The organism is Pseudomonas sp. W5-01, assembly GCF_046540435.1.
GTDB classification, from domain to species: Bacteria; Pseudomonadota; Gammaproteobacteria; order Pseudomonadales; family Pseudomonadaceae; genus Aquipseudomonas; species Aquipseudomonas graminis_B.
In genome coordinates this window covers 162,827-188,989 of the sequence record NZ_JAXCIP010000006.1, presented here as the reverse complement: position 1 = coordinate 188,989, position 26,163 = coordinate 162,827, and the positions used below count along the sequence as shown (strand labels likewise).

Sequence of the window (26,163 nt, the reverse complement as noted above, 5' to 3'; positions counted from 1 at the left end):
CACGCGGGTTGTTCTCTGTAGGACTGGCTTCAGCCGGGAAGGGGCCGGTGTGTGCGCCATCAAATTTGCGGTGTGATGGGTGACGCCTTCCCGGCTAAAGCCGGTCCTACGATTGCATTCGTTGCCTGTAAGAACCTTTCGACGGGCCGTGGCTCTTAGGCTGTAGATGGGCGTTTTCTAATGAAGCTCAAATTCTAAAAAAGGATGCAGGTATGACCGTCGCGTTTTGGTGTGTGTTGATCGTGATTCTGTTGCCGATAGGGTGCGCTGGCATTGCCAAGTTCAGCAGCGGCAAATTCAGTGCACGGCACAATCATGATCCCCGGGACTTTCTCGACCGCCTCGAAGGTCTCCCGCGCCGCGCCCACAATGCGCAGCTCAATAGTTTTGAAGCGATTCCCGGGTTTGCCGCTGGCGTAATCATCGCCCACGTCGCCGGCGTGGCGCAGTTGGTGACGATCGACGTACTCGCCGTGCTGTTCGTGACCAGCCGCCTGCTCTACATCATCTTCTATCTGGCGGATCTCGCGACGTTGCGCTCGCTGGCCTGGATCGCCGGGCTTGGGCTGGTGATTGCGTTGTTTGGCGTCTCAGTCTGATCGCTCAGCGCTTTTGACGCTGCGCGGTCAGTTGGCGCACCTCGCTACTGTGGGAGGGAGCTTGCTCCCGAAGAGGCCAGTGTCGTCGCTGCATATCCGATGGGTCTGATACCGCCTCGCGAGCCAGGTGGAGCGCCACCTCGGTCACTCCCACACAAAAAGACACAGGCCCGCAGACGACCTTACTCGTCATCCTCGTCGGGCTGCACCTTCTCCAGTTTTTCCTGCTCGTCCTGCAGTTCCTTGCGGGACTCGGCCAGCTTGTCTTTACGCTTGTCGATTTTCTCCGGATCGCCCTTGCTCATGGCCTTGTTCAGGTCCGCCTGGCGACGGCTGACTTCACGCTTGGCATCCAGCACCTTCTGTTCCTGCTGCTTGACCAGGTCGATGTCGGTGCAGTTGGCGTTCAATTCGCTCAGGGCTTTTTGCAGCCCGGCCTGTTGATCGGTGTTGCCGGCGGCTTTGGCGCTCTCAATCTGAGTGGCGATGTCCTGGCGCTTCGCGGCGCATCCGGACGGTTCCGGCGCCTGCTCGGCTGCAAACACGGGCGCGGCCAGAAACCCGCACGCGGTGAATGCAAAAAGGGATGACAGGAATTTCATGAATACTCCTTGAATACACGTAGCCGCACGCTCTACACCATCATGCGGCCCTGAAAATACTAAAAACCGTTGATGCCTTCGTCCTTCAGCTGCCTGCTTAGGGCCTGCACCTGCGGGTCTTGAAAAAATGCATGTAACTGCTTCGCACGTCCCGAGCCAATGCCGGGTTCAGCCTGCCATTCCACGACGCTTCGCGAGGCCAGCGCTGCCCACGAATCACCCAGATCAACGCCCGTGGCCGGCGGTAAACCGATGGCTTTGAGCCACACGACAAAGGGCTTATCGCGTGCAGCCTGAAAACTTGCCAGCAGTTTAGCGCTGCTGCGCTCGCCCATGCCGGGAATGTTAGCAAGCTGTGCACCATCGAGGGTCATCCAGCCCAACAAACCCTTTAATTGCCCTGCCTGAATCAACTTATCCCACGTGCCCGGCCCTACGCCGCTGAGCGCCAACCCCTTCTTCCCGCCCAGCCATTTCAACCGTTCGCGGAACTGGCTTTCGCAGCCCTCGATCGGCTGCCAGCAACTCAGCGAATGATAATCCTCGGCGCGCGGAACGCTCAGCGGCGCCCGCTCGACGCTGCGCGACACCACCTCATCCAGGCGCGGAATCGTCAGCCCGGCCAGGCTGATGGCGACCTGATCCCCAGGCCGGATGTCCATGCCTTGCCAACGTTTCAACGAACCGACGCTGATGCGATTGATCATGCGGTCATCCAGGCGCACCGGTTCGACATCCAGAACGGGCGTGATCTTGCCGCTGCGCCCAACGTTGAAATGAACCTTGCGCACCTCGGCCAGCGCCTGCGCAAACGGGTACTTCCACGCCGCGATCCAGTAAGGCGCTTTCGCCTGCCAGCGCTCGGCTGACGGGCGCTCGCCCTGCCGCATAACCACGCCATCGGTGGCAAACGGCAGCGGCGAACGGTACCAGTGTTCTCGCCAGTTCTTTGCCTGAGTGAAACCCTCCAACGGCTCACTGAAGCGCGCGCTGTCCTCGAAACCCATGGCCCTGAGCCCTGCCAATCGCTCGATCATGTCCGACGGACCTTCTGGCCAGTCCCAGACGAACAGCCCGATATTCGCGCCTTCCTGTTCGCTGATCGCGTGACGCGCCAGCAGCCCGGCCACTTTGCTGCGAGCGTTCAGACTGCCGGCGTCCGCCTGAACGTGATCTGTCAGCTTCCAATACAACTCGCCCTGAAGGATCACGGTCTTTTCCCACGCGAGATGGCGAGGGATCGCCTCGATCTGGTGGGCATGTCCGGTCCAGTCCTGACCGAAAACCCCGTCGCCCCGGCTGATAGCGCTCACCAGTTTCCCGTCGACATACACCAGCGTGACCGCCACGCCGTCCACTTTTGGCTGAATCCACAGATCGCTTCGGTCTTTGAGCCACGCCTGAACGGCGGCCTCGCCCGGCAATTTGGTCAGGCCGGTGTGCGGGATGGGATGTGCAGCGGGACCGCGCGCGGTTTTCAGCGGATTGGAGGGCGACGCCGAAGTGGCGGCGAAACAACTGCGCAGATCGGCGAGTCGCTGAACGGATTGGTCGTACAACTCATCGGCCACCAGAGACACACCTTGGCGGTGATAGCTGTCGTCCCATTGGGTGATCTGGGTTTGCAGCGAAAGGATCTCGCTTCGGGCTTTGGCCGGTGGCCAGTCGGGGCATGTTTGCGCGTTTGCATGGATGGCCAGAAGAGGCAGTGCGCAGAGGACCAGTGCGCGAAGGGAGAGCAGCATCGGAGCGTCCTTGCCGGGGGAGGGACTGCAAGGCTAGGTTTTCCCGATGGGCGTTTCATCGCGCCTTGGTTACCGCGTTTGTCTCGCACCGATACAGCCAGGGCGTATTTCCACGCCCGGCTGTGTCTTGAGCTGGCTCGTCACGAGTGCAAAATGATGTTTCATCCCGGCACCCGGAAGAGACACTGCCATGGACCTGTCGACCCTTGCTGTATTCATCCCCGCCTGTTTCGCCCTGAACATGGCGCCCGGCCCGAATAACCTGCTCTCCATCAGCAATGCCTCACGTTATGGATTTGGCCGCGCCTGCACTGGCGGGCTGGGTCGGTTGCTGGCATTCGCGATCATGATTGCGCTGGCAGCGGTTGGGCTTACAGCGGTGCTGCATACATCCGAGTGGCTGTTTCATACGATCAAGATTGTGGGGGCGGCGTATCTCTTCTATCTGGCGTTACAACTGTGGCGAGCGCCATGCGAGGCGCACGATGTAGAAGCCGGCGCGCAGGCCGGAGTGACGAGGCTGGCGCGCCAGGAATTTCTGGTCGCTATTGGCAACCCCAAAGCCATTTTGTTGTTTACGGCGTTCCTGCCGCAGTTTGTGGATCGTTCCGGCGTGGTCACCACTCAATTCGCACAACTGGGGGGGATGTTTCTGGTGCTGGAATGTATCGCCATCGCGCTGTACTGCTGGATGGGTGTGCATGCGCGTCGGCTGTTTGCGAAGCCAAGTGGCAAGCGGCTGTTCAATCGGGGGTGTGCGGGGTTGTTGGCGAGTGCGGCGTCGTTTTTATTGGTGGCGCGGCGGGGTTAATACGTATTCAGCCCACGGAAATGGGCTGAATCCAGGTAATCGTCAAAGGCCATGAAATGATCATGACCCCCGACGTGGCGCTTGTTGCGGTTACGGCTTGTCTCGCAGCGCTTTCACCTTGTCAGTGAAGTCTTTACCGCCGTCTACTGCGGTGTAGACCATATGAAGCTGGATGCTCTTAACCAGCGCTTTATCCCCGTTGACCAATGACTTGACGAATTGCTCGTCAGGAAAGCTCAGCTGCCAGCGCGATATCGCACCGGTGCCCTCGAATGGCAAATACCGGCCATCGTGGAACATCAGTTCATATACCCAATCCCCTGGCCCAAAACCCAATCCGTCATCTGCGACGCCTGACGACAGGGCAATCTGCTGCTGGGCCCGCAGATTCCGCTTCACGCTGATGGGGGGCTTGAGGACCTTTTCGTAGAGGTAGCTTGCTCCTTCCTCGGTAGGGTCGATCAACGTCGTGCTGTCAATTTGCGTAAGAATCGCGCTGACCTCCTTCATCGCCTCGCTCGCGTCGGAAGCCATCACAAAGGAAACTGACACGTGTTTGATTTGGCGCAGATAGTGGCCAGGGTAATTACTGTCGAAGGCAGCGGACTTTATCTGGCATGTAAGAGGCGTGTTGTGTACAGCCTTGAGCTTGTTGATCTCATCTGGGCCCTTGGCCTCCCATATATTGATCGTTTTCTTGATGGTCAGCCGCCGCTCATTGCTCTGCAGGTAGGCATTTTCCATCTCCTGCAAATCGACCAGCAGCGATTCGCCCGCCAGCATGCCTTTGTACGAATCAATCCAAGCGGTGGTTTTAACGAAAGCAGGTCGTTTGTAATCCCCGATTTCATAACGCCAGGCAGCTTCTGCGCTCAGGCACAGCGACAAAACTGCGTCATAGGCAGGGGCGTAGAGCAACTCCTGGCGAGCGACGAGCCAGTTGTAGATAGGGATGATGGTGAAGCCGGTGGTCATGGCGACGTAAGCTTCTTCGAGGTTTATGCGGTTGGCGCGGGCTTCATCGAGGGAGATAGTTGCCGCGTTGAGCTCAATGTTGGTTTCTTTAAGCTGGAGGTCGATGGATTGGATTTCCAGTTCGGCTTGTTTGCGTTCAAACTGCCATCCGGTCGCGCGGCGCTCGTAGCCAGATTCAACAAGCAATTTATCAGCAACATATAGCGTCGCCTTACCGGCAATCTGGGCGGCGTCGGATACTGTGTCGATAGTTTTGGAAGGCTCGTTTCCCCCCACCGCCATCCCGTAGATGGTCGGTACTGCTGCTTTGATAAGACTTGCAAGAATCTTTGGGGGGATCGAACAGTTCTGAAGCGCGGCAGCCGTCCACTGCAGTGCGGTGGCAGCTTCCTCCATAGGGGAGCGCCCGACATCGATAAGCTTGCCATAATGATCTCTTCTGAACACCGCCGCCTGCTTGCTCAAAAGCAACGTGTTTTTTTTCGCTTTGACCGAGCTGATCGACTCCTGCTTGAGCTTGAGGGTGAAATCGGAAATTCTGATTTCCTGCTGTTTCAGCAATACGGAAAGCGTAGTGTTGAACTCATCCTCCATCAGTTTCATGTAATGCCGGCCCATGTCCTGAAGTTGCTGCACCGCGGCGCGGGCCATGGGAATCAACTGCCTGAACCGGTAGGCCGGAACCTGCATGCGGTCGCTGTTGTAGGTGCTGATGAGATGCCCAATTCCGCGTTGCCCGAACCCGGATGGATCTGCGCCTTCTGCGCGCCAATCCATCACCGGCAGCAGTTTTCCATCGATAGTGAGGCCGTGACGCAAGTTGAACAGGCGATGCTCGATTACTTTCCGTGCTTCAATGACACGCTCATTGATAGGCGTACGGAAGGCCGAGCCCTTCAATGTGCTCAGCGCGGTAGGCTCCCAACGCGACACGGCCGTGCGCTCTGGTAACGGCCCGACCAGCTTCAGCGCTTTTTGATAGCTGAGCCAGGCGTGATTGAGCGTGCTGGGGGTAAGTTGACGGTAAAAATGGTCGCCCTGGCGCTGCCAGTTTTCCACCATCGAAAGAAACACCGCCTGCCGGTTATACCGCGACAGAATGAAGGCTCTGGTCGTGGGGGTCACCACCTTTTGCAACTCTGAAGTACCCGATCCCACCTCAGCCAGTGGGCGGGTGTTCCAAAAAGGGGGACGCTGTTTTTCGTCCACGATCGTGCGGAACGGGTCAAATAGATATTCGGTGAACCAGCGCTCTGCTTCGTCAAATTGCTGCTGCTCGCTCAAGCGTGTCGCAACAAGATTCGGCAAGTGGAGGAACAATTCCCGGAAATAGATGCCGTTGGCGCCGTGAAAATCAACAGAAGGGTTGCGAATGTCGGGATCAATGGTGGGTTCTTTGAGTAACTGCGCGTCCCACTCCAACGCCCGCTCTACACTACGCGATGCTCTGGAAACAAGTTGCTTGCCGAACAGCGTGTTGAGGCGAATGACGTTGGTTGGAAATATGGGGGGATGATTGGCAACTTTATTCAGGTTGAGATATTGGGCCTGTTGCTCGTTGCGCTTGATTGAGATGTCCCATGTTTCATCTTTACTGATAGCGCTCACCTTGTAGGTGACGAAAACATTATTCCCGGGATTGCCTGCCTCACACAGTGCGAATACGTAGTCTCCCTCTTCTGTCCAGGAATAATCATGGCTTATAGAAGATTTGCCATCAGCAATCACGTTTTCTTCGGATAATTTGGTGAACGACGTTGCGTTGGGAGCTTTGGCGTAGAGTCTTAGTCTGATATTCATGATCGAGTCTGGATCGAACTGGATATCACGTATTGGGAAGGAGTCTAGGAACTTTTTGCTATGCTGTGTATCTTCATATACCGTAATCCTGAAGCTTTCTTCAAGTAAGAGTGAGGGTTTATTAATAGTAAATATGGTGTCGACAAACATGAACTCGTGATTCTGCCCGTCTATGTTGACTGAATAACCCATGCTCAAACCCAGTTTGTAGAAAGGAACTGCACCACTAGAATTCAAGGTGCAGGCTCCACCTTTATCGGCTGTTATATTGTCGCCCCACATGTTTACTTCGATTTCTTCCTGTTTTGTGATGACTCTCACTCTTATTTTGACAGACTTGATAATTAGACCTGATCTGTTTGCGATGACTCTTAGGTATCTATTTTTAAGGTTTAATGTTTTAAGTTTGTCCGCAATTAGTGTTGCCTCAATTGACGCTACAGCGTTGAGGTTGCTGTATGCATAACTATTTTTAGCGGCTGTGCTCGTATATGAATCATCGGTATAGGCGACAAACTTTACCTTCGACCCGTAGGATGAATTGAATGTCTCAGCCGCTTTTTTATACCAAGGTGCATTGATCTGGTCAGTCGCCGCATAGTACCAGAAAGGAATTTTTACCAGCAGCGGAGGTACGTCGCTAGGGGGCTTTTTGTTTGCTGGCTGATCCACTTTGCTGAGAATTTTTTTGACGTCATCTGTCATGCTTTCCTTGTCGTACGTGTTAAGTCTATGGGGCGACGAGACTACCGATTCGTCGTATTTATCCAAGTCATATGCTAACGTATCGTGGATGGCCTCCTTAAAAGTCACCGTAATTTCGTCACCGTTGTAGGGATGCTGAATTTTTGTGATGTCATTGTAGGAGTTGTATATCGTTTTGCTAAGTTTGCCTGCGCTGCTGTCGTCTAGAATCTTTGTATTTATAAGTAAAAGATCCCGCGATTGAGTAAAGTAGTCTCTGCCAGCTACTCCGTATGGTGCATCAGATTTTGAGTCCGGAGCGCAGTTGTACAGCATTACTGTTAACCATGGGTCACGAGCCCGCTCTCCTTCAATGTTAACCAGCGCAATAAGCCCAGGTTGGTACGTATCATCCTTAAGGTATGGGTTCGGGATTTTTGGTTTGATTTTCGCTGTGCTCGATTCGTCGTCAATCAGGTCATCAAGCCGTTTGCCATCTTTCGCACCGTCCAGACTCATCCATTCATTGGGTGTCGACCAAAAACCATCGCTTTGCTTATAAATGTATTGAACGCTCAATTTCTTGAATTTGGTGGGCGTCTGGTTTTTCTCATCGGAGCTGGGAAGCCCTACCGTCCCGCGCTCAACCCAAAAGACATAAGGGCGCCCTTCGATCATAACCGGCCGGATCGTGTCACACGCGTATTTTTCATTATCTACGGTATAGCGGTTTTGAGTGATCTGACCTGTGGGCGTCACCGCGATCTTCTCCCATTCCGTCCAGGCCAAGGGGCTAAGACGTTCTTTGTCATCGCGCAGCGCCATGTCTACGGACCGCCAGTAATACTCAGGAGGGGAGGCGTTGGTTTTGCCGATAAAGTGATAGGTATCATTTTTAGGATCAACACCGTCCAGGTAGCCGCTAACAATTTGTAAATTGCTGGTCTGCTCAAACTTTGTGAGATAGCTGGTAATTGCTGTTTGCAATAATGCAGGATCAAGCTTGCCTTGATTTAGCTCCACCTCCAGTGATTGAAAGGCCGCCGTTTTATTTGGTCTGTTAGCGTAGTAAATCAAGTTTTCTGGATGGTTGATCTGGGTTCGCCAGATTTTCCATAGCCCATATTCAGAAGCGAACTGCCTCCACGCGGTCGATAGGTCTTCCGGAATAGTGCTGTTCAGGTACCCTGGTTCCAGCCGTGCGTACAACTTATGCAGGTAATGCTGCAGGCTCGCAGTGTGTTGTATGGCAATACTGGAGCGGACGACGGAGCTCACTAAAATATCAGTGAGGAAATAACTGGACAGGTCATCCATCGAATGAATGTTGGTTTTGGCAGCTGCGTTGGACTTTGCCCAATGGCCTATCAGGTAACCGGCCAGCGCATCACGCCAGGTTTCTTGCAAACGCGACTGAACCGGGATCAACTCGTCTTCCGCACATACCCCGAGGAGTTGGTTCGCGCTGCTTCGGTAGTCATCAAATGTTGAGGTGCTGTCGAGCCAGTACAGCGCTAACACCGATCGGCACGATAAGTTTGTAAGTTTGCACAGTCGTTGCGTTCTGAGTGCGTAGTCAATATCGCTTATGGAGCTTGTGCTGTAGTCGGCTGATTCAGGGGTGGCCTTGGCTTCTTCAGACGCCAGTGTTTCGGGGTAATGTAACTTGAGCGTCAGGCGTGTAGGATTAGTTTGGTATTTCACCAGTTCTTCCCACATATTAGGCTTTACGTCTGGCAGGTATTGGCTCGCGAACACTTTGAGCGGCGCAGGGTTGTCGACCATGAACTGCTTGAATTTGTCGTATATTCCGCGTTGAGTGTCGCCCTCCGAACCTACGTCGCTCGTCCTGTTCTCCAGCATGTACATCAAGAGCAACGTGCCCAGTGACCCTTTCTCCCTTATTTCCCAGCGGTCGTAGAGTTTTTTCTCAGCGGGGGTGAGCAACTTTATAAAGTCATCGAAGGTGACGACAGGCTTGATCGATTGTTCTTGTGCGAAATTCTGTTTCACGTCTTTCAATGAAGACATGAATGAAAATGTTTCGCCTTGTAGCCATCCCATCAGTTTTCCCAATTGCCGGGCGGAGGCAAGCACCGCTTTAGGATCGTCGGGTTTGGGGATGTCGGTAAAAAAGCTCAGTGCATCCTTTTCTTCGAAGCCGTTCTCTTCGCACTTCAATACCCAGTCGTGGTAATGCCCCAGCTGGTAGCACAAGTCGAGATTCAAGACGGGGAGCGGCTTCGAGCCCTTTTTGCTGTTGAGCGTCGCGCTTTCCAGCGCAAACCATTGGGGTTTGTCCAAGAGCGCAGTCAAGCCTGCTGGGCTTAATTTGAGATGCTTGATCACCTGAGCGTGGTGAGCGAGATTGCTCCAGACAGTGACGTCCAAACCTTTCTTGGGGGCAGCGCTGCCTTCAGCTGTACTGGGTTCAGCTTCCAGAATCCCAGCGAGTAAATCATGACGTGAAACGTTGACCCAGCTTAACAATGGCAGAGCATGCTCAGGCTTGAGCGTCAGGCCTTCGTTAGATTTGCCAAATGCTGTGCCGAGGATGTGCTTAACAACATCGTCTTGGGCGATAACCGCGTTTTGAATCAACGATTCCAAATTGGCAGCAATATCGAGCTGGTCGGCTTTGGGGATGAGAAGACCGGTTGTGCTTGTGATCTTGCCGTCGAGCAATTCAGTTAACTTGCTGACGAGGGTCTCGGATGCATCAAGGACGAACGGAGTAATCAGACCTCGGCGATCGATGTACGTGGAAAACATTTCCAGCCAAGATCCGGACGCAACGGTTACTCCTGGGCCCGCCGCGTGTGAGAGTTGCGACTCATTCACCAATGACGATTTGATCTTGGGAATGGCATCCAGAGCGGAACGTTCGATCCGCGCATCAAGACCGTAAAACGCTTTAAGGCTCGCGGGTATATCTGCAGGGTGTGGAGTGAGCCATGTCAGGAGCGAGGCGGCGGATATGCGTTTTTCACGCAACCAAGTCTCCAGATTGGCCAAGCCCACCAAGACATCAAGAATGTCGAGCTGGTCGTCATTGGTTGCAATGATAGGTTTACCCGCCAATTGGGCCATCACATGGGGATTGGCGGTATTGAGCAATGCGATGAGGCTCGCCCCTTCATTCATGTCCAACCGCAGGAGCCGGGGCAAGCGGGTAAGTCGATACAATGACGAGAAGAATCCCAACGTCAGTGCTGGTTTCTTTAATCGCAAGGTCCGGGTTATCTGGCTCAGGTAGGCGTTGGCTATATTTTCTTCAACTGAGAACGCACGACAGAGTTCTGCAATCACTGCGTTAGGGGCGCCTCTCTCCACGCTTACTTCCACCGGCAGCTCAAACTCGGTTTCGTTGAGCACCAGTGGTGCGTCGATGTCCGCCAGCCTGCCCGCCCCAGGACCATCGAGAACCCGGTCGAGGAATGGCTCGGTTTCACCCACGGCGTATGGCGTCACTTCGTTAATCAGCGCTGCGAACTGTTCTGCAGTAATCTGGTATTCGTCACGAAGGTGTAGAAATACACCCAATGCTCTAAGCGTGTTTTCTGTGAGGTGAAAATCTTTTTTCTGGCCTTCTGAGCGCAACGCGGCCATGACCAGAAGATCGACCTCAGCGAAGGGTATTTTCAGCGCGTGTTGCAGGTGGATGATTTTGTGGATGCGCCCGAAGTGATCTGCATTGGCACCTTTGACGCGCAACGCGATGCCTGCTCCGCTCAATGTGTCCTGTAGCGAAAGAGCAGGGGCTGTTGCGTTATTGATGAATGTTGCGCCAAATATATGGCCCGCAATGGGAATGTTGATTTTTCCGCCGGGCGAGTAGGAATTCGACTGTTTGACCGTAGTAAATGCTTCTTGGCCGTCGTCTGCAACGCCAGATGTGGCCAGCAAATCGAGCACATCCTCGGGTTTCAACCCCGTTTGCCGGGCAAGAAATTCGACACTGCTCAGTTGTTCCAGCGCTTCCTGTGCGGCGCCTTTTACACCGTAACGTTGGAGCAAGAAGTCGGCGCCGTTGCTCGCGCTTTCGTCTAGCAACAATGCTTGTAGGGTGGGACTGAATCCAGTGGCTTTGCGCATAATGTTACGCAATTGAGCGGTTCTCAAGTTCCCGTAAGCAAAATTGGGATAGCCATAATCAGTCTGTTGCAAAAGATTGAATAGAGAGCATCTTTTAACGCCCAGTACTGCCTTGATTTGCTCAAGCGGGTGATGAAAAGGTAGCTGGACAGGGTACTGCGCAGCGGCGATTTGCTCCGCCAGATTTTTCTTGTCTCCCACGTAGATCTTTGCTTGCCGAGTCATGGCCTCAATTACGAGGGTAAGTAAAGGTACCTGGGTTTCCAGACTGGCCTCATCAAGCACTCGCTCCCCGATATCAGGACGTCGTTCGCCGAGTGTAATCTGAGTAGCAGCATCGCCTTTCGCTTCCAGGCTAAGCGCTTGCTGATATAGCGTGTGGAGATATGAGAACGGACCGTTATTGGCTTCCAGTGCATCGGATGAGCATCTATCGGCAACTTGTTCAGGGAACATTTTTCCGTAGACCGCAGAGGTGGTGGTGTAGTCATCCATGATCAAATTCCTGTTTTCGTTGGCGGTGCTGCTGGGTTCGCAGTTATTAACAAGCGTAGAGGCAAGAGGGGTCATCCACACTAAGCCCAGACGAAGTGTCAGTGGATTAAAGTCGTGGTATTTCAATGGGTTGCCAGGTGTTATTGCTATTTGGAATATAGGTCATTGCGAATGAGTTTAAGTGTGACCCGTTGTGACGCTTGATCAAAGACGCGCTGCGTGTGGTTTTCGTTCAAGAGCGGATGGCTAAACTTTCGCTCTGTGCAAATGAATCCGTTAAAAAAAGCCCCCAGACCTATTAAAGTGGGGGCTTTTTGACTCTGCGGTTGGCGATTCTTTAATTAGCCTAGAGGCGAACACTAATTCGCTATGCGTTTTTTAACTTTGTCAGCGAATGCCTTGCCTCCATCCAGCGCTGTATAAACGAGATGAATCTGGATATTTTTTACCAGCACGGTTTTTTGATCTGCCGTTATCAATAATTTCGCGAATTCAGGATCAGGGAAACTCAATTCCCATCGAGAGATCGCGCCTGTTCCTTCAAATGGCAAGTAACGGCCATCGTGGAAAATCATTTCATATACCCAGTCGTCTTTACCGAGCCCCAGACCATCATCGGCCATGCCGGTAGACAGTGCTATCTGTTGCTGGGCGCGGAGATTCCGCTTAATGCTTGGGGGTGCTTTAGTAGCGTTGTACAGGTACTCCAGGCCTTCGTCTGTGGGTTCGACCAGCGTGGTACTGTCGGTTTGGGTAAGAATGGCGCTGATGTTTTCCAGATTCGCTCCGCTGCCCGGCGCCATGACGAACGAAACTGAAACGTGCTGGAGCTGACGTAGGTAGTGGCCTGGATAGTTTTTGTCGAAGGCCGCCGGCTTCAAGTCGAAAGTAAGTGGGCTGGTGGCCAAATTTTTGATGGCTGCAAGCCATGCGATATCGTTTTGCTCGCCCTTTATGTCAATAGTCTTCTTGATTGTCAGGCGGCGTTCCTTGTTTTGCAGATAGGCATTCTCCATTTCCTGCAGGTCGACAAGCAATGATTCCCCGGCCAGCAAGCCCTTGTAAGTATCGTTCCAGCCGCTTGTCTTGATAAAAGAAGCACTTTTGTAGTCGCCGATTTCGTAACGCCAGGCTGCCTCTGCGCTGAGGCAGAGCGAAAGCACCGCGTCGTAGGCCGGGGCATACAGCAGTTCCTGGCGAGCGACGAGCCAGTTGTAGACGGGGAGGATCGCGAGCCCGCTGGTCATGTAAGCGTGCGCCTCTATAAGATTTGCGCGGTCAGCTTGTGCCATGTCAAGGCTGATAACAGCCGCTTTTAGCTCGATGTCGGCCTCTTTAATTTGCAAGTCGAGCAGTTGGGTATCCATTTCCGCCAACTTTTGCTCAAATGCCCATTCGGCGGCTCTGCGCTCGTAGCCACTTTCTGTGAGCAGCTGCTCCCCAGTGAATGAGCAAGTGGTGCTCGCGTGATCAAAAAGGGAGATAACTGCACTTATCATCCCAGAGTATTTTTGACCGCCCACTGCCATTCCAAATATACAGGGCACTGAATCGGCGATGCCTTCACCCACCGAGAAGGGGGCAATTTGGGCTTGGAGAATTGAGCCAGTCCACATAAGTGCTGTTGCTGCTTCTTCCATCTGCGAACGACCAACATCAATTAAATTCGTGTAATAGCCTTTTCGATATTCCGCCATTTGCCTGCTGTACTGCAGTGCAGCAGTGCAGCACTCTGGGCTTTAACCGAATTGATCGCTTCCTGCTGAAGCTTGACACTGAACTCGGAAAATTTGATTTCTTGTTCTTTAAGCAGCACAGCCAAGCCAGTGTTTGACTCATCCTCTACCAGCTTCATGTAATACCGGCCCATGTTCTGTAATTGCTGTGCTGCCGCGCGGGCCATGGGCGCCAATTGCCTGAAACGGAACGCAGGGACTGGAGCTCGATCGCTATTGTAGGTGCTCATCATATGGTCGACATTGCGCTGGGCGATGCCTAGAGCATCTGCACCTTCGGTTCGCCAGTCCATGACGGGCAAGATCTTGCCATCTATGGTGAGCCCATGGCGAAGATTGAAGAGTCTTTGCTCCACCATTTTTCGTGCATTGATGATCCGCTCGTTAATGGGCGTCCGAAAGGCAGAGCGCTGTATATCCTTGAGTGCATCAGCAACCCAACGCGATACTGACGCCCGCTCTGGCAGCGGACCGATGAGCTTGAGTGCTTTTTGATAACTCAGCCATGCATGATTGAGACTGCTGGGCGTGAGCTGACGATAAAAGTGGTCACCTTGACGCTGCCAGTTGTCGACGAGCGACAGGAACACAGCCTGCCGGTAATACCGTGACAACGTGAATGCCCGCGCTATTGGATCGACTGTTTTTTGCAGTTCAGAGCGCCCACTACCGACTTCCACCAGAGGACGAGTTTTCCAGAACGACAGGGAATTGTTTTGATCACCCTCTGTTCCATAGGGGTCAAACAGATACCGGGTATACCATTCCTCGGCCTCGTCGAACTGCTGCTGTTCGCTGAGTCGCGTTGCTACCAAATACGGAAGGTGCAGGAACAGTTCGCGAAAGTAGGCACCGTTTGCGCCGTGAAAATCTACCGGAGGCCTCTCAGATTCTGAATCAATAGCCGGCTCCTTGATGAGCTGCGCCTCCCACCCGAGCGCCCGCTCGATGTTGCGTGCCGCTCTGGACAGCAATTGCTTCCCAAACAACGTATTGAGGCGGATGGTGTTGGACTTCAGAGTTATCCCTTCATTGGCCGCAGCGCGTAAGTCGAGATACTGAGCCTGTCCAACGCTTTCTGCGATGGATATCTCCCAGCTCTCGTCCTTGCCTGTATACCTGACGTCATACGCCGCGCCTGCGTTATTCTCGGGATTGCCCGCTTCACACAGGATGAAGAAGTGTAAGCCAGGGTTGCTCCACGTGTATTGAGTCGTAAAGGATGCCTGACCATTGGCGTTCAGCTTCTGATCGCTTAATACTTTGAATTCACTGTCTTTTGGTCCTTGGGCGTACAGTATTAGCTGAATTTCACCACAATACTCTGGCTTAATAAGCGCTTCGACAGGGAACGTCTCCCTTGTGAAGTTACCAGGGGACAAAAAAATAATCGAAAAACTTTTTTCGAAGAGGTATTGGGATTTTTCGACTACAAGGTCGTAAGTCCATGTGCCGCTGCTGCTGGGTGTAATAGAAACGGGTCTTTCAGGCGAGTAGACAACATTGTCAGCGACATAGACGACATATCCTATGTGGGGCGCTTCCAAACCTTCGCCCGAAATCTCCAATGGAATCGTGATGCTTTTATTTATTGTACAATCGGTTTCAGGCAGGGAACCGCTTACGGTGTAGGTCAGGTCACCTATGCGTATCTCTTTCTTGAACGCTTTTACCTGTAGCTTTTTGTCGCCTTCAAGTTTGATGATTGATTTTGGATAGGAAGCCTCGATGGTTAAAATCTTTTGATTTTCAACGTCTGCGGTCGCGGTCACGAAGCCGTTTGATTCCAGTGTTGTAAAAAAGTATTTCTCAGAATACTCATTGTATCCGTATTTGTCGTTTTCCGAATAATAGCAAAGCTCAATGTTGGATCCTAATGCCTTGTTAAGGTCTTTTAGGTTTGCTGCCAAGTCTGGCTGGAGACCTTTACGGACCTCTAAGTCAGAGAAATAGGAATTTCTTCGATTTGGGGTGCCATTTTTAAGGTCTCTTAGGTTGTCCTGGAGGGTGAAGTCATCCTTGCTGGTCTTCATGTATAGAAACCGAAAACTTTTTAGGTCAACTCGGTCTCTGTTGTGACGAATGTCCCAGTTCCTAGAACTCGATTCTCTCTCAAGAGAGATGTATTTTACCGCCTTGTCATGTTCTTTTATAAAGTGTGGAGACGCGATTGCTTCTTTGACGAATGGTCGCATGCCATCTCGAAAGGAAGTGTGGATTTCCTTTTTTCTGGAGATTAAAAGCTGGTCTCCGTCGTAGGGGTGTTGAATCTTTCTGATGTCACTGTAGGATTTATAGAGAACCTTTGCCAACGCCTCACTTTCATCTGATTTGAGTGGCATCCTGTGGATGAGCAGCATATCTCTTGACTCAATGAAATAGTCTACGTCAAGCGTACCAAGTGAAGGTGCTTTGTTGGGCGTTGTACGGGCACAGTTATAAAGCATGACGGTCAGCCATGGATCGTCGGCACGAGCACCTTCCGTGTTGACTACCGCGATTAAACCTGGCACGTATTTATCATCTTTTAGAAAAGTATCTTGCCCTTTCGTCGGTGCCTCTCCATTTTTTGTGCCATCCAGGTACAAAATTTCGTTTGGCGGCGACCAGAAGCCATCGCTCTGTTTGTAGATATATTGCACGCTGAGTTTTTTGAATCTAGACAGTCTGTTTTTCTCAGCGACGTCTGGCAATTCAACTGAGCTCCATTCTACCCAGAACACATAGGGGCGGCCTTCTATCATGACTGGGCGGATGGCATCACAGGTACGTGCCAATGGAAGAGAAACTTCGCTTGCGGGTGTTACCGGGGCCGTAGTTGTAGTGGTGGCCACCACTGCAGCGGGCGGTAGATTGCTGCTTTGGGCGATTTGGCCGCTCGCACTTACCGTGATTTTTTCCCATTCCGTCCAGGCCAACGGGCTCAACCGCTCCTCGCTGTCACGCAACCCCATATCAACTGAGCGCCAGTAATACTCGATGGGTGAGGCGTTAGTCTTACCGATGAAATGGTAGGTATCGTTTTGGGGCTGAGTGCCGTCAAGGTAGCCGCTCACTACTTGTAAGTTGCTGTTCTTCTCAAATTTTGTTAGGTAGCCAGTGATGGATGTTTGCAGCAGGCTTGTATCCAGCTTTCCTTGGTTAAGTTCATTTTCCAGTGTTTTGAAGGCTTCGCTTTTGTCTGGGCGATTGGCGTAATAGATCAGGTTGGCAGGGTGGTTAAGCTGTGTTTGCCATACCCTCCATGAACTGAACGCGCCCATGTATTGCCGCCAGGCCGTGGCCTGCTCTTCCGGTATTCTCGCGCCGAGGTAGCCCGGTTCTAGCCGTGCAAAAACGTTATGAAGATAGTGCTGCAGACTTGCCGTTGCCTGTGTGGCGGCGTGTGTCTTGACCGCTGAACTCACCAGAACGTCGGTGAGTAAATAGGTCGAAAGCGCCTCGACGGATGGAATGAATTGCTGCAGTGCGCTACTGGATGGGGCCCAGTGGCCTACTAAAAAAGCGGCCAGGGCGTCGCGCCATTGTTCTTGAAGGTGTGGTTCCGGCTCATTCATTTCCTTGTCGCTACCCACCAGCAGCAGTTCGCTGCTGCGGTATGCGCTAAATGGAGAGCTATGATCAAGTGCGTTCAGGTCCAACAAGCTTTGGCATGACAGTTCGGTCAATTGGCAAAGATTTTTTAACCTGACGGTAAGGCCAATGTCGGTAATTGTAATCGTTGGATCCGTCTCCGTTTGCGACTCGGGTGTTTCCGGCTCGTACTCTACGAAGGACAATTCCCTATCTTTAGCCTTGTGAGGCGTTATCTGCTCCCACACCTTCGGCAAGGCCTTTGGCAGTATGAGGTCTTTACTGACTTTTAGCGGTCCAGGGTTTTCACTTACAAATATTACAAATTTTTCATAGATAGACTGTGTAACTTTGTCGCTCGATGGCCCTCTGTTCCATAGATATTGGGATACAAGTTCACCAAAGGATGTCCAATCGCGCCAATTTGATCGTTGATATTGAGCCTGCTCTGATTTCGTCAAAGAGTCCAAGAAATCTTGAAAAGGTTTGCTGGGTACAGTTTTGGGACGTTGGCTTTTGCAGGCATCCGCATAAGTGAGTGCGAGCATTGTTTCGCTTTCTGACCATCCAATAAGAGCACTTAGACGTTTGGCGATGTCTGCTTTACTGAGCAGGGATGAGTTGATCAAAAAAACCTGCGCGACTTTTTCATCCATACCACATCGTTCGCATTGTTTTACCCAGGCACAATACTGGCTTGCCTGATAGCAAAGATCGAGGCTCAAGCCTGTGCGGTGTTTGTTTATTTTATCCTGCGCTTTCTTGTTGCCCTTGAGGTCAAACCACTCAGGGTGATCACTCAGGGCTCTAAGTCCCGTTGCGCTGAGTTGCAATTGCCTGACCACTTGGGCATGACGCTCCAGTTCAGTCCACATCAGGAAGTCCAACCCCTCCACGCTACTGATATTGGGTGTTACTGCAGCGCTTTCTGCCGTCAAAATATCGTTCAGCACATCAAAGCCAGTTTTGTTTATCCAGCGCAGTAGCTCCAGTGCGTGTCCAGGCGTCAGCGCAGATTCGCCGCCACCCGAACCGAAAGCTGTCCCCACGACATGTTTGACCACATCTTCTTGTGCGATCGACGCATTGGTCAGTAGCTGCAAGAGCCCCTCGGCGATCTCTGCGGTGTTGACCTCGGTTTGCACCGAGGAGCCAGTGTTCTTGAGTTTTCCTTTGAGCTCCTGTGCCAGCCCTTCCTTGAAATCACCAGCAGGAAGCCCTTTGATTAAACCTCGTTCATCGATATACGCGGCCAGTATGCCAAGCCATGTGCCAGATGCCGGCGTAATGCCTGGACCTACGGCCTGGACAATCTGCGGCTCGGTGATGAGCGAAACCTTCAGGCGCGGAACGGCGCCCTCCAGGGTGCTCTGAAGGCGGCCGTCGATTTTGTACAGCGGCTTGAGTTCTTCAGGGATTACGGTTGGAAGTTGCGTCAGCCAATTCGATAGCGTAGTGGCTCTGATCTTGTGCTGGCGTAGCCATTTCTCCAGATTCACTAGGCCCATCAGAACATCAAGAATGTCAGGCTTAACTTCATCGCCACCAATAGTCGGTGTGCCCGCCAGCTGACTGAAAACCTGGGTGTTGACGTTGCTGATCAAGGCGATCAGGCGCGCGCCTTCAATCGGGCCAACACGTAGCAGGCGTGGCAGCCACGCCAAGCGGTACAGGGCAGAAACTAAGGTAAGCGACAGCGCAGGCTTCTTGAGGCGCAGCGCCGTCGTGATTTGCGCCACGTAGAGATTGGCCTGTTGTTCTTCAAGCGCAAATGCGCGGCACAGGCCTGCGATGACAACGTTCGTTGCCGCTGTGTCGCCAGTTGCAGATGCCAGTAATTCAAACGCCGTCCCATCGATCATTAACCCGCTAGCTATTGGTGCTGCCTGGCTGGCAGCAGGGCTGTCAAGGAGCCGGTCAAGAAACGGCTTGTTGTCATCCACGGCATAGGGCGTAACTGCGTTGATCAGTGCTGCGAACTGCTCGGCCGTGATGCCGTATTCATCCCGCATGTGAAGAAATACCCCTAACGCTCTCAAGGTATCGGCGGTGAGATGGAAATCCTTGGTCTGTCCTTCCGAGCGCAGTGCCGCCATGACCAGAAGATCAACGTCGGAAAAAGTGAGTTTCAGAGCGTGTTGCAGATGAATGATTTTGTGGATTCGGCCGAAGTGATCCGTAGTCGCGCCCTTGATGCGCAATCGGATCCCTGCCCCGCCCATGGTGTCTTCCAGCGACAACGCTGGAGCAGATGCGTTGTTGATAAACACTGCGCCGAAAAGGTGGCCTCCAACAGGTGCCTTGTTCTCGGCCGCAGGTACATAAGCTTGTGATTGTTTGACGGTGGTGAAGGCTTCCTTGCCTTCATCGGGCACGCCAGAGGTGGCTAGCATTTCCAGAATGCGGTCCGGTTTGAGCCCTGTTTTTTGCCCCAGCAGTTCGACGCTGGTCAGTGCCTCTAAACCTTCGGATAACGTGCCTGGGACACCAAATCGCTGGGTTAGAAATCCGTCGCCGCTTGAAGGGCTGGCATCCAGCAGCAGTGATTGCAGTGCGGGGCTGAACCCGGTCCCCTTGCGCATGGCACTCCTGAGTTCGCTGGTTCGCAAGCTGTCATGCGTGAAATTAGGGAAGCTGTGTTGGCATTGCTGGAGCAAGTCGAACAGCGAGGTGCGTTTTCCATGCAGTTCTGCCTTGATCTGCTCAAGCGGAGAGTGAAACGGCAATTGAACAGGGTATTGCGCCTGCGCAATTTCCTCTTCCAGGTCTTTTGCTTCTCCCACGTGAGCTTTGGCCTGACGCGTCATGGCTTCGATGACCAGCGTCAATGCCCAAATCGGCGTATCGAGGCTGCCTTGATCGAGCACTCGTTCACCGATATCCGGTCTCCTCACGGCGAGTGTGATCTTGCTTTCGGTATAGCCATTCGCTTCAACACTCAACGCCAACTGGTACAACGCGTGCAGGTAGGCAATGGGGCCGTTGTTGGCTTCGAGTGCATCGGATGAACATCTGTCGGCGACTTGTTCGGGAAAAAGTTTGGCATAAGTGGCAGATGTGAGGGTGTCGTCCATGATCGAGTTCCTTTTACGCTGGATGAATTGCGAGATTCGCAGTTACTAATCCAGCGTAGAGGCAAGTGCAGAGATCGACCGAAATTGCAGATGAGGTGTACTTGAATGAAATGACAAGTGAATCAAAGGGTTGAAGGTCGTTATCGCCGGTCGCGATAACACTCATCGCTAATTGGTTTAGGCCAATACCGGTAAATCCTGTGGCCAGTTATTCGTTTGACTCTAATTAACCGGGCAATAAGCAAAAAAAGCCCCTGACGACTTCCATCGCCAGGGGCTTTTCTCTTACCGGGTGCCGCTAGGCGCAATGCACCCAGCAGGTATTACAAACCGGCAGCGGCGCGCAATGCGTCGGCGCGGTCGGTTTTTTCCCAGGTGAACGTGGTGAACGTGTCGTCGCCCACGGTCTTGGTTTGCGGCGTGCGGCCGAAGTGGCCGTAGGCTGCGGTTTCCTGGTACATCGGGTGCAGCAGGTCGAGCATGGTGGTGATCGCGTATGGACGCAGGTCGAAGTGCTCGCGGACGAGCTGGACGATCTTGTCGTCGCTGATCTTGCCGGTGCCGAAGGTGTTCAGCGAGATCGACGTAGGCTGTGCAACGCCGATGGCGTAGGAAACCTGAATTTCGCAGCGCTCGGCCAGGCCGGCGGCGACGATGTTCTTGGCAACGTACCGGCCAGCGTACGCAGCCGAACGGTCAACCTTGGATGGATCTTTACCGGAGAACGCGCCGCCGCCGTGACGGGCCATGCCGCCGTAGCTGTCGACGATGATCTTGCGACCGGTCAGACCGCAGTCGCCCACGGGGCCGCCGATGATGAATTGGCCAGTCGGGTTGATGTGGAACTGGGTGTCTTTGTGCAGCAGTTCGGCCGGCAGCACGTGCTTGACGATCAGCTCCATCACGCCTTCGCGCAGATCTTTGTAGGACACTTCCGGGTTGTGCTGGGTCGACAGAACAACGGCGTCGATGCCCACCACGATGCCGTTTTCATAGCGGCACGTGACCTGGGATTTAGCGTCCGGGCGCAACCATGGCAGCAGGCCGGACTTACGGGCTTCGGCCTGGCGGTGCACCAGCTGGTGCGAGAACGCGATCGGCGCAGGCATCAGCTCGGCGGTCTCGTTGCTGGCGTAGCCGAACATCAGGCCCTGGTCGCCAGCGCCCTGATCTTCAGGTTTCGCGCGGTCGACACCTTGGTTGATGTCAGGGGACTGCTTGCCGATGATGTTCATCACGCTGCAGGTCGCACCGTCAAAACCGACGTTGGAGCTGGTGTAGCCGATCTCGCAGATCACGTCACGAACGATCTGCTCCAGGTCGACCCACGCGGTGGTGGTGACTTCGCCGGCAACAATGGCCACACCGGTCTTGACCAGGGTTTCCACGGCGACGCGAGCCTGCTTGTCCTGGGCAATGATGGCGTCCAGCACCGCATCGGAGATCTGGTCGGCGATTTTGTCCGGATGTCCTTCAGACACGGACTCGGAGGTGAAAAGGGAGTATTCGCTCATCTCGACGGTTTTCCTGATTAGTACCGATGGTGAGTGTTGCCAGCCGGTCGCTGAAAATGGCGGACCTGGATCTGGAAACCATTACGTAAGCCTATGTACAGGCTTTCCCCGGGGACCAGCCCCGCAGCGGTGGCCCAACGGGCCAGATCTTCCTGTTCGAAGCCTAACCAGAGATCGCCACAGGCCTCCTTGGCCCAGCTCTGGTCATGACTGCACAACTCTGTCACCAGCAGGCTACCGCCCGGTTGCAACAGGTTGGCCAAATGTTTGAGCGCTTCGGCGGGCGCGGCGAAATGGTGCAACACCATATTCAACACCACGCAGTTGCCGGAGATATTAGCGTTGGTCAGTGCATCGGCCAGTTTCAGCTCGACGTTAACCAGCGCCTTTTGCGTGCAGATCTTGCGCGCCAGATCGAGCATTTCCGGGCTGTTGTCCAGCCCCGTAACGTGCCGAAAACGCCGCGCCAGATCCGGCAGAAAACCGCCATCCCCGGGCCCTACTTCTATCGCCGTGGCGTCGGCGGGAAAGCTCAGCTTATCCAGCAACGACAGCAGGCTGTCGCGGTATTGCGGCAGTCCTGCGATCAGGTCCTGCTGGGCCCGAAATTTCTCGGCAGTGCGTGCGAAGAAGTCCTGACTGGCGTTGGCCCGCTGCCGATGCACCAGCCCGATCCGGGTCTGTACATCATCGGGCAGGCGCAGATTGTCGGCTTCTTCAAGCATCGCCGCGTGCAGCTTCCCGCCGGTGTGTTCGGTGTGGGGCAGGGCGCGTCGATAGAAGATCGCGTTGCGTTCACGCCGCGTCGCTACCAAGTCAGCCTGGGCCAGTACCTTGAGGTGATGGCTCATGCCGGACTGGCCAATGGCGAAAATCTGCGCCAGCTCCAGCACGCCGAAGGAATCGTTCGACAGCGCGCGCAAGACGTTCAGCCGCAGCGGATCGCCGCCGGCTTTGCACAGGGCAGCCAGCTCGTCGCATTCATCATGGCTAATGGCAGGCACGCGAAGATTCATAAGGCAGGCAGTCTAGTTATCGACCGGGGCTGTCGCAAGGGCAATATCAAAAAGTTTTGATATTGGTCGATCAGTGGCGGCACCCCGGCGCCGTGATTCTGCCGTTTGCCGTCGGGCATTGGGTGCGGTGTACGAAAACACGCCAGCGGCAGAGGAAAACACCGATGGTGTGTGATCTGTCATTGCCCCCGGAGGGTGCCTGAGGGAAAATGGCCGCCTTTTTCCGGTACCTCTTTCATCTGCCCCAGGAGATCAGCGATGCCAAGCCGTCGTGAGCGAGCCAATGCCATTCGTGCCCTCAGCATGGATGCCGTGCAAAAGGCCAATAGCGGCCACCCGGGTGCCCCGATGGGCATGGCGGATATCGCTGAAGTGCTTTGGCGCGATTATCTGAAGCATAACCCAGCCAATCCGATGTTTGCCGACCGCGACCGGTTCATCCTGTCCAACGGCCACGGCTCGATGCTGATCTACTCGCTGCTGCACCTGACCGGTTACGACCTGTCCATCGAAGACCTGAAAAACTTCCGTCAGCTGCACAGCCGCACACCGGGCCACCCGGAATACGGCTACACCCCGGGCGTTGAAACCACCACCGGCCCACTGGGTCAGGGTTTCGCCAACGCCGTCGGTTTCGCGGTTGCCGAGAAGACCCTCGCCGCCCATTTCAACCGTCCAGGCCACAACATCGTCGACCACCACACCTACGTGTTCATGGGTGATGGCTGCATGATGGAAGGCATCTCCCACGAAGTGGCTTCGCTGGCCGGTACCCTGCGCCTGAACAAGCTGGTCGCGTTCTACGACGACAACGGGATTTCCATCGACGGCGAAGTCGAGGGCTGGTTCACCGACGACACCCCGAAGCGCTTCGAATCCTACGGCTGGCTGGTCATCCGCAACGTGGACGGCCATGACGCCGACGAGATCAAAACCGCCATCGACACCGCTCACAAGAGCGACAAGCCGACGCTGATCTGCTGCAAGACCACCATCGGTTTCGGTTCGCCGAACAAGCAGGGCAAGGAAGACTGCCACGGCGCTCCGCTGGGCACTGACGAAATCGCCCTGACCCGCGCCGCGCTGAAGTGGACCCACGGCCCATTCGAAATCCCGGCCGACATTTACAGCGAGTGGAACGGCAAGGAAAAAGGCCTGGCTGTCGAAGCCGAATGGGACCAGCGTTTCGCTGCCTACTCCGCTGCCTTCCCGACCGAAGCCAACGAGCTGATCCGCCGCATGAGCGGTGAGCTGCCTGCTGACTTCGCCGAAAAATCCGCCGCGTACGTGGCTGAAGTCAACGCCAAGGGCGAAACCATCGCCAGCCGCAAGGCCAGCCAGAATGCCTTGAGCGCCTTCGGTCCGCTGCTGCCCGAATTCCTCGGCGGTTCTGCTGACCTGGCAGGTTCCAACCTGACCATCTGGAAAGGCTGCCGCAGCATCACCGGCGAAGACGCCACCGGCAACTACCTGCACTACGGTGTTCGTGAGTTCGGCATGGGCGCGATCATGAACGGGATCGCCCTGCACGGCGGTTTCGTGCCATACGGCGCGACCTTCCTGATCTTCATGGAATACGCCCGCAACGCCGTGCGCATGTCCTCGCTGATGAAGAAACGCATCATCTATGTGTTCACCCACGACTCCATCGGTCTGGGCGAAGACGGCCCGACTCACCAGCCGATCGAGCAACTGACCAGCCTGCGCACCACGCCGAACCTGGATTGCTGGCGCCCGGCTGATGCCGTTGAATCCGCCATCGCCTGGAAACACGCGATTGAACGTGATGACGGCCCATCGGCGCTGATCTTCTCCCGTCAGAACCTGCAACATCAGGCGCGTGATGCCGAGCAGCTGGAAAACATCAACCGCGGTGGCTACGTACTGCGCGACTGCAGCGGCGAACCGGATCTGATCCTGATCGCCACCGGTTCCGAAGTCGGCCTGGCTGTTCAGGCATACGACAAGCTGACCGCAGACGGCAAGAACGTCCGTGTGGTTTCCATGCCATGCACCAGCGTTTTCGAGACCCAGAGCGCCGAGTACAAGCAGTCGGTCCTGCCGCTGGAAGTCAGCGCGCGCATCGCCATCGAAGCTGCTCACGCTGACTACTGGTACAAATACGTGGGCCTGGAAGGTCGAGTGATCGGCATGACCACCTTCGGCGAGTCGGCGCCTGCCAACCTGCTGTTCGAAGAGTTCGGCTTCACGCTGGAGAACGTCCTTTCCACGGCTGAAGAGCTGCTGGAAGACTAAGCACCACCGCGTTGCCCTTGCAGGCGCGTGCCTTGTCCTGAGATCTGCTGCCTGAGCCTGGCAGATCGAGGGGTGAGCCACGCGCTTGCAGGTTCTCTGTACCACTCAAGATTTTGAGAACCCCATGCCTCAGCCTCGCCCATATAAAGTCGCCCTCAATGGTTACGGTCGTATCGGCCGCTGCGTGCTGCGCGCGCTGTGCGAGCGAGGTGCGAAGGCGGGCTTTGAAGTGGTGGCAATCAACGACCTGGCCGACATGGCCAGTCTCGAATACCTCACGCGCTTTGACTCCACGCACGGCCGGTTCCCCGGCGAAGTGCGGGTCGAAGGCGATTTTCTGCACATCAACGATCACGTCATCAAAGTGTTTCGCAGCGCGACGCCGGAAGGCATCGACTGGGACTCACTCGACGTGGATCTGGTGCTCGAATGCTCCGGCGTCTACAACACGCGCGCCGATGGCGAGCGCTTTCTTTCGGCCCGCGCGCCGCGAGTGCTTTTTTCCCAGCCCATGGCCAGCGAAGCCGACGTCGACGCCACCATCGTCTACGGCATCAATCAGGAAACCCTGACGGGCGATGAGCAACTGGTGTCTGCCGCGTCGTGCACCACCAATTGCAGCGTGCCATTACTCGACCTGCTGAACCGCGAGCTGGGCCTCGAATACGTGACCATCACCACGATTCACTCTGCGATGAACGATCAGCCGGTCATCGACGCCTATCATCATGAAGACTTGCGCCGTACGCGCTCGGCCTTTCAGTCGATCATCCCGGTGTCCACTGGTCTGGCGCGCGGCATCGAGCGGTTGCTTCCGGAACTTGCCGGCCGAATTCAGGCCAAAGCAGTTCGTGTGCCGACGGTGAACGTCTCGTGCCTGGACATCACGCTGCAGGTCGCTCGTGATACCGATGCTGTCGAGGTCAACCGTATCCTGCGCGAGGCCGCTACCCGCGGCCCGCTGAAGGGGCTGCTGGCGTATACCGAATTGCCCCATGCCAGTTGCGATTTCAACCACGACCCGCACTCGGCCATCATCGATGCCAGCCAGACGCGGGTCTCGGGCCCTCGGCTGGTGAACATCCTGGCCTGGTTCGACAACGAGTGGGGGTTTGCCAATCGCATGCTGGACGTCGCCGATCACTACCTGCACACCATCCATAAACAATAGTAAAAACAGGGAATGCC

11 protein-coding genes are annotated in these 26,163 nt (G+C 54.6%); 4 read left to right on the top strand and 7 right to left on the bottom strand.

Annotated elements, in window-relative coordinates:
* Positions 1 to 212 precede the first annotated feature (212 nt).
* Positions 213 to 599, top strand: coding sequence for an MAPEG family protein (locus tag SLW75_RS20065; protein ID WP_065991229.1), 387 nt, complete (start codon positions 213 to 215; stop codon positions 597 to 599).
* A gap of 182 nt (positions 600 to 781) precedes the next feature.
* On the opposite strand, the gene SLW75_RS20060 is transcribed toward SLW75_RS20065, so the two are convergent.
* On the bottom strand, positions 782 to 1,201 hold the full coding sequence (locus tag SLW75_RS20060) for a DUF1090 domain-containing protein (RefSeq protein ID WP_410935268.1): 420 nt from the start codon (positions 1,199 to 1,201) through the stop codon (positions 782 to 784).
* A 59-nt stretch (positions 1,202 to 1,260) separates the two neighbouring features.
* Positions 1,261 to 2,946, bottom strand: a complete 1,686-nt coding sequence (gene ligB, locus SLW75_RS20055) for an NAD-dependent DNA ligase LigB (RefSeq protein ID WP_410935267.1) — start codon at positions 2,944 to 2,946, stop codon at positions 1,261 to 1,263.
* Positions 2,947 to 3,136: 190 nt separating this feature from the next.
* Here ligB and SLW75_RS20050 point away from each other — a divergent pair, with 190 nt between their 5' ends.
* Positions 3,137 to 3,757 carry a LysE family translocator gene (locus SLW75_RS20050; protein ID WP_410935266.1) on the top strand — a complete coding sequence of 207 codons (621 nt, stop codon included), beginning with the start codon at positions 3,137 to 3,139 and terminating at the stop codon, positions 3,755 to 3,757.
* Between the two features lie 90 nt (positions 3,758 to 3,847).
* Here the strand turns inward: SLW75_RS20050 and SLW75_RS20045 are convergent, their stop codons facing one another.
* The 5 genes from SLW75_RS20045 to SLW75_RS20025 all read right to left on the bottom strand — a co-directional run bounded on the left by SLW75_RS20045 (position 3,848) and on the right by SLW75_RS20025 (position 22,719).
* Entirely contained in the window at positions 3,848 to 11,806 is a 7,959-nt protein-coding gene (locus SLW75_RS20045; protein ID WP_410935265.1) for a Tc toxin subunit A, read from the bottom strand.
* 359 nt (positions 11,807 to 12,165) lie between these two features.
* Positions 12,166 to 13,503: a hypothetical protein gene (locus SLW75_RS20040; RefSeq protein ID WP_410935264.1), complete on the bottom strand. Its 1,338-nt coding sequence runs from the start codon at positions 13,501 to 13,503 to the stop codon at positions 12,166 to 12,168.
* Entirely contained in the window at positions 13,467 to 20,189 is a 6,723-nt protein-coding gene (locus SLW75_RS20035) for a Tc toxin subunit A (protein WP_410935263.1), read from the bottom strand. Before SLW75_RS20035 ends, SLW75_RS20040 begins: the two co-directional genes overlap by 37 nt.
* 323 nt (positions 20,190 to 20,512) lie before the next feature.
* Positions 20,513 to 21,703, bottom strand: coding sequence for a methionine adenosyltransferase (metK, locus tag SLW75_RS20030; RefSeq protein ID WP_065991235.1), 1,191 nt, complete (start codon positions 21,701 to 21,703; stop codon positions 20,513 to 20,515).
* Between the two features lie 17 nt (positions 21,704 to 21,720).
* Positions 21,721 to 22,719, bottom strand: coding sequence for an ArsR/SmtB family transcription factor (locus tag SLW75_RS20025; protein ID WP_410935262.1), 999 nt, complete (start codon positions 22,717 to 22,719; stop codon positions 21,721 to 21,723).
* A 258-nt stretch (positions 22,720 to 22,977) separates the two neighbouring features.
* On the opposite strand from SLW75_RS20025, the gene tkt reads away from it, so the two are divergent.
* Positions 22,978 to 24,975: a transketolase gene (gene tkt, locus SLW75_RS20020; RefSeq protein ID WP_410935261.1), complete on the top strand. Its 1,998-nt coding sequence runs from the start codon at positions 22,978 to 22,980 to the stop codon at positions 24,973 to 24,975.
* Positions 24,976 to 25,099: 124 nt separating this feature from the next.
* A complete protein-coding gene (gene epd / locus SLW75_RS20015) occupies positions 25,100 to 26,146 on the top strand; it encodes an erythrose-4-phosphate dehydrogenase (protein ID WP_065991238.1) in 1,047 nt (348 codons plus the stop codon).
* Positions 26,147 to 26,163: the final 17 nt, after the last annotated feature.

Coding starts and splice junctions, on each gene's coding strand:
- SLW75_RS20065 (WP_065991229.1), top strand. CDS start 213: ATGACCGTCGCGTTTTGGTGTGTGTTGATCGTGATTCTGTTGCCGATA.
- SLW75_RS20060 (WP_410935268.1), bottom strand. CDS start 1,201: ATGAAATTCCTGTCATCCCTTTTTGCATTCACCGCGTGCGGGTTTCTG.
- SLW75_RS20025 (WP_410935262.1), bottom strand. CDS start 22,719: ATGAATCTTCGCGTGCCTGCCATTAGCCATGATGAATGCGACGAGCTG.
- epd (WP_065991238.1), top strand. CDS start 25,100: ATGCCTCAGCCTCGCCCATATAAAGTCGCCCTCAATGGTTACGGTCGT.
- tkt (WP_410935261.1), top strand. CDS start 22,978: ATGCCAAGCCGTCGTGAGCGAGCCAATGCCATTCGTGCCCTCAGCATG.
- metK (WP_065991235.1), bottom strand. CDS start 21,703: ATGAGCGAATACTCCCTTTTCACCTCCGAGTCCGTGTCTGAAGGACAT.
- SLW75_RS20040 (WP_410935264.1), bottom strand. CDS start 13,503: ATGGCGGAATATCGAAAAGGCTATTACACGAATTTAATTGATGTTGGT.
- SLW75_RS20035 (WP_410935263.1), bottom strand. CDS start 20,189: ATGGACGACACCCTCACATCTGCCACTTATGCCAAACTTTTTCCCGAA.
- SLW75_RS20045 (WP_410935265.1), bottom strand. CDS start 11,806: ATGGATGACTACACCACCACCTCTGCGGTCTACGGAAAAATGTTCCCT.
- ligB (WP_410935267.1), bottom strand. CDS start 2,946: ATGCTGCTCTCCCTTCGCGCACTGGTCCTCTGCGCACTGCCTCTTCTG.
- SLW75_RS20050 (WP_410935266.1), top strand. CDS start 3,137: ATGGACCTGTCGACCCTTGCTGTATTCATCCCCGCCTGTTTCGCCCTG.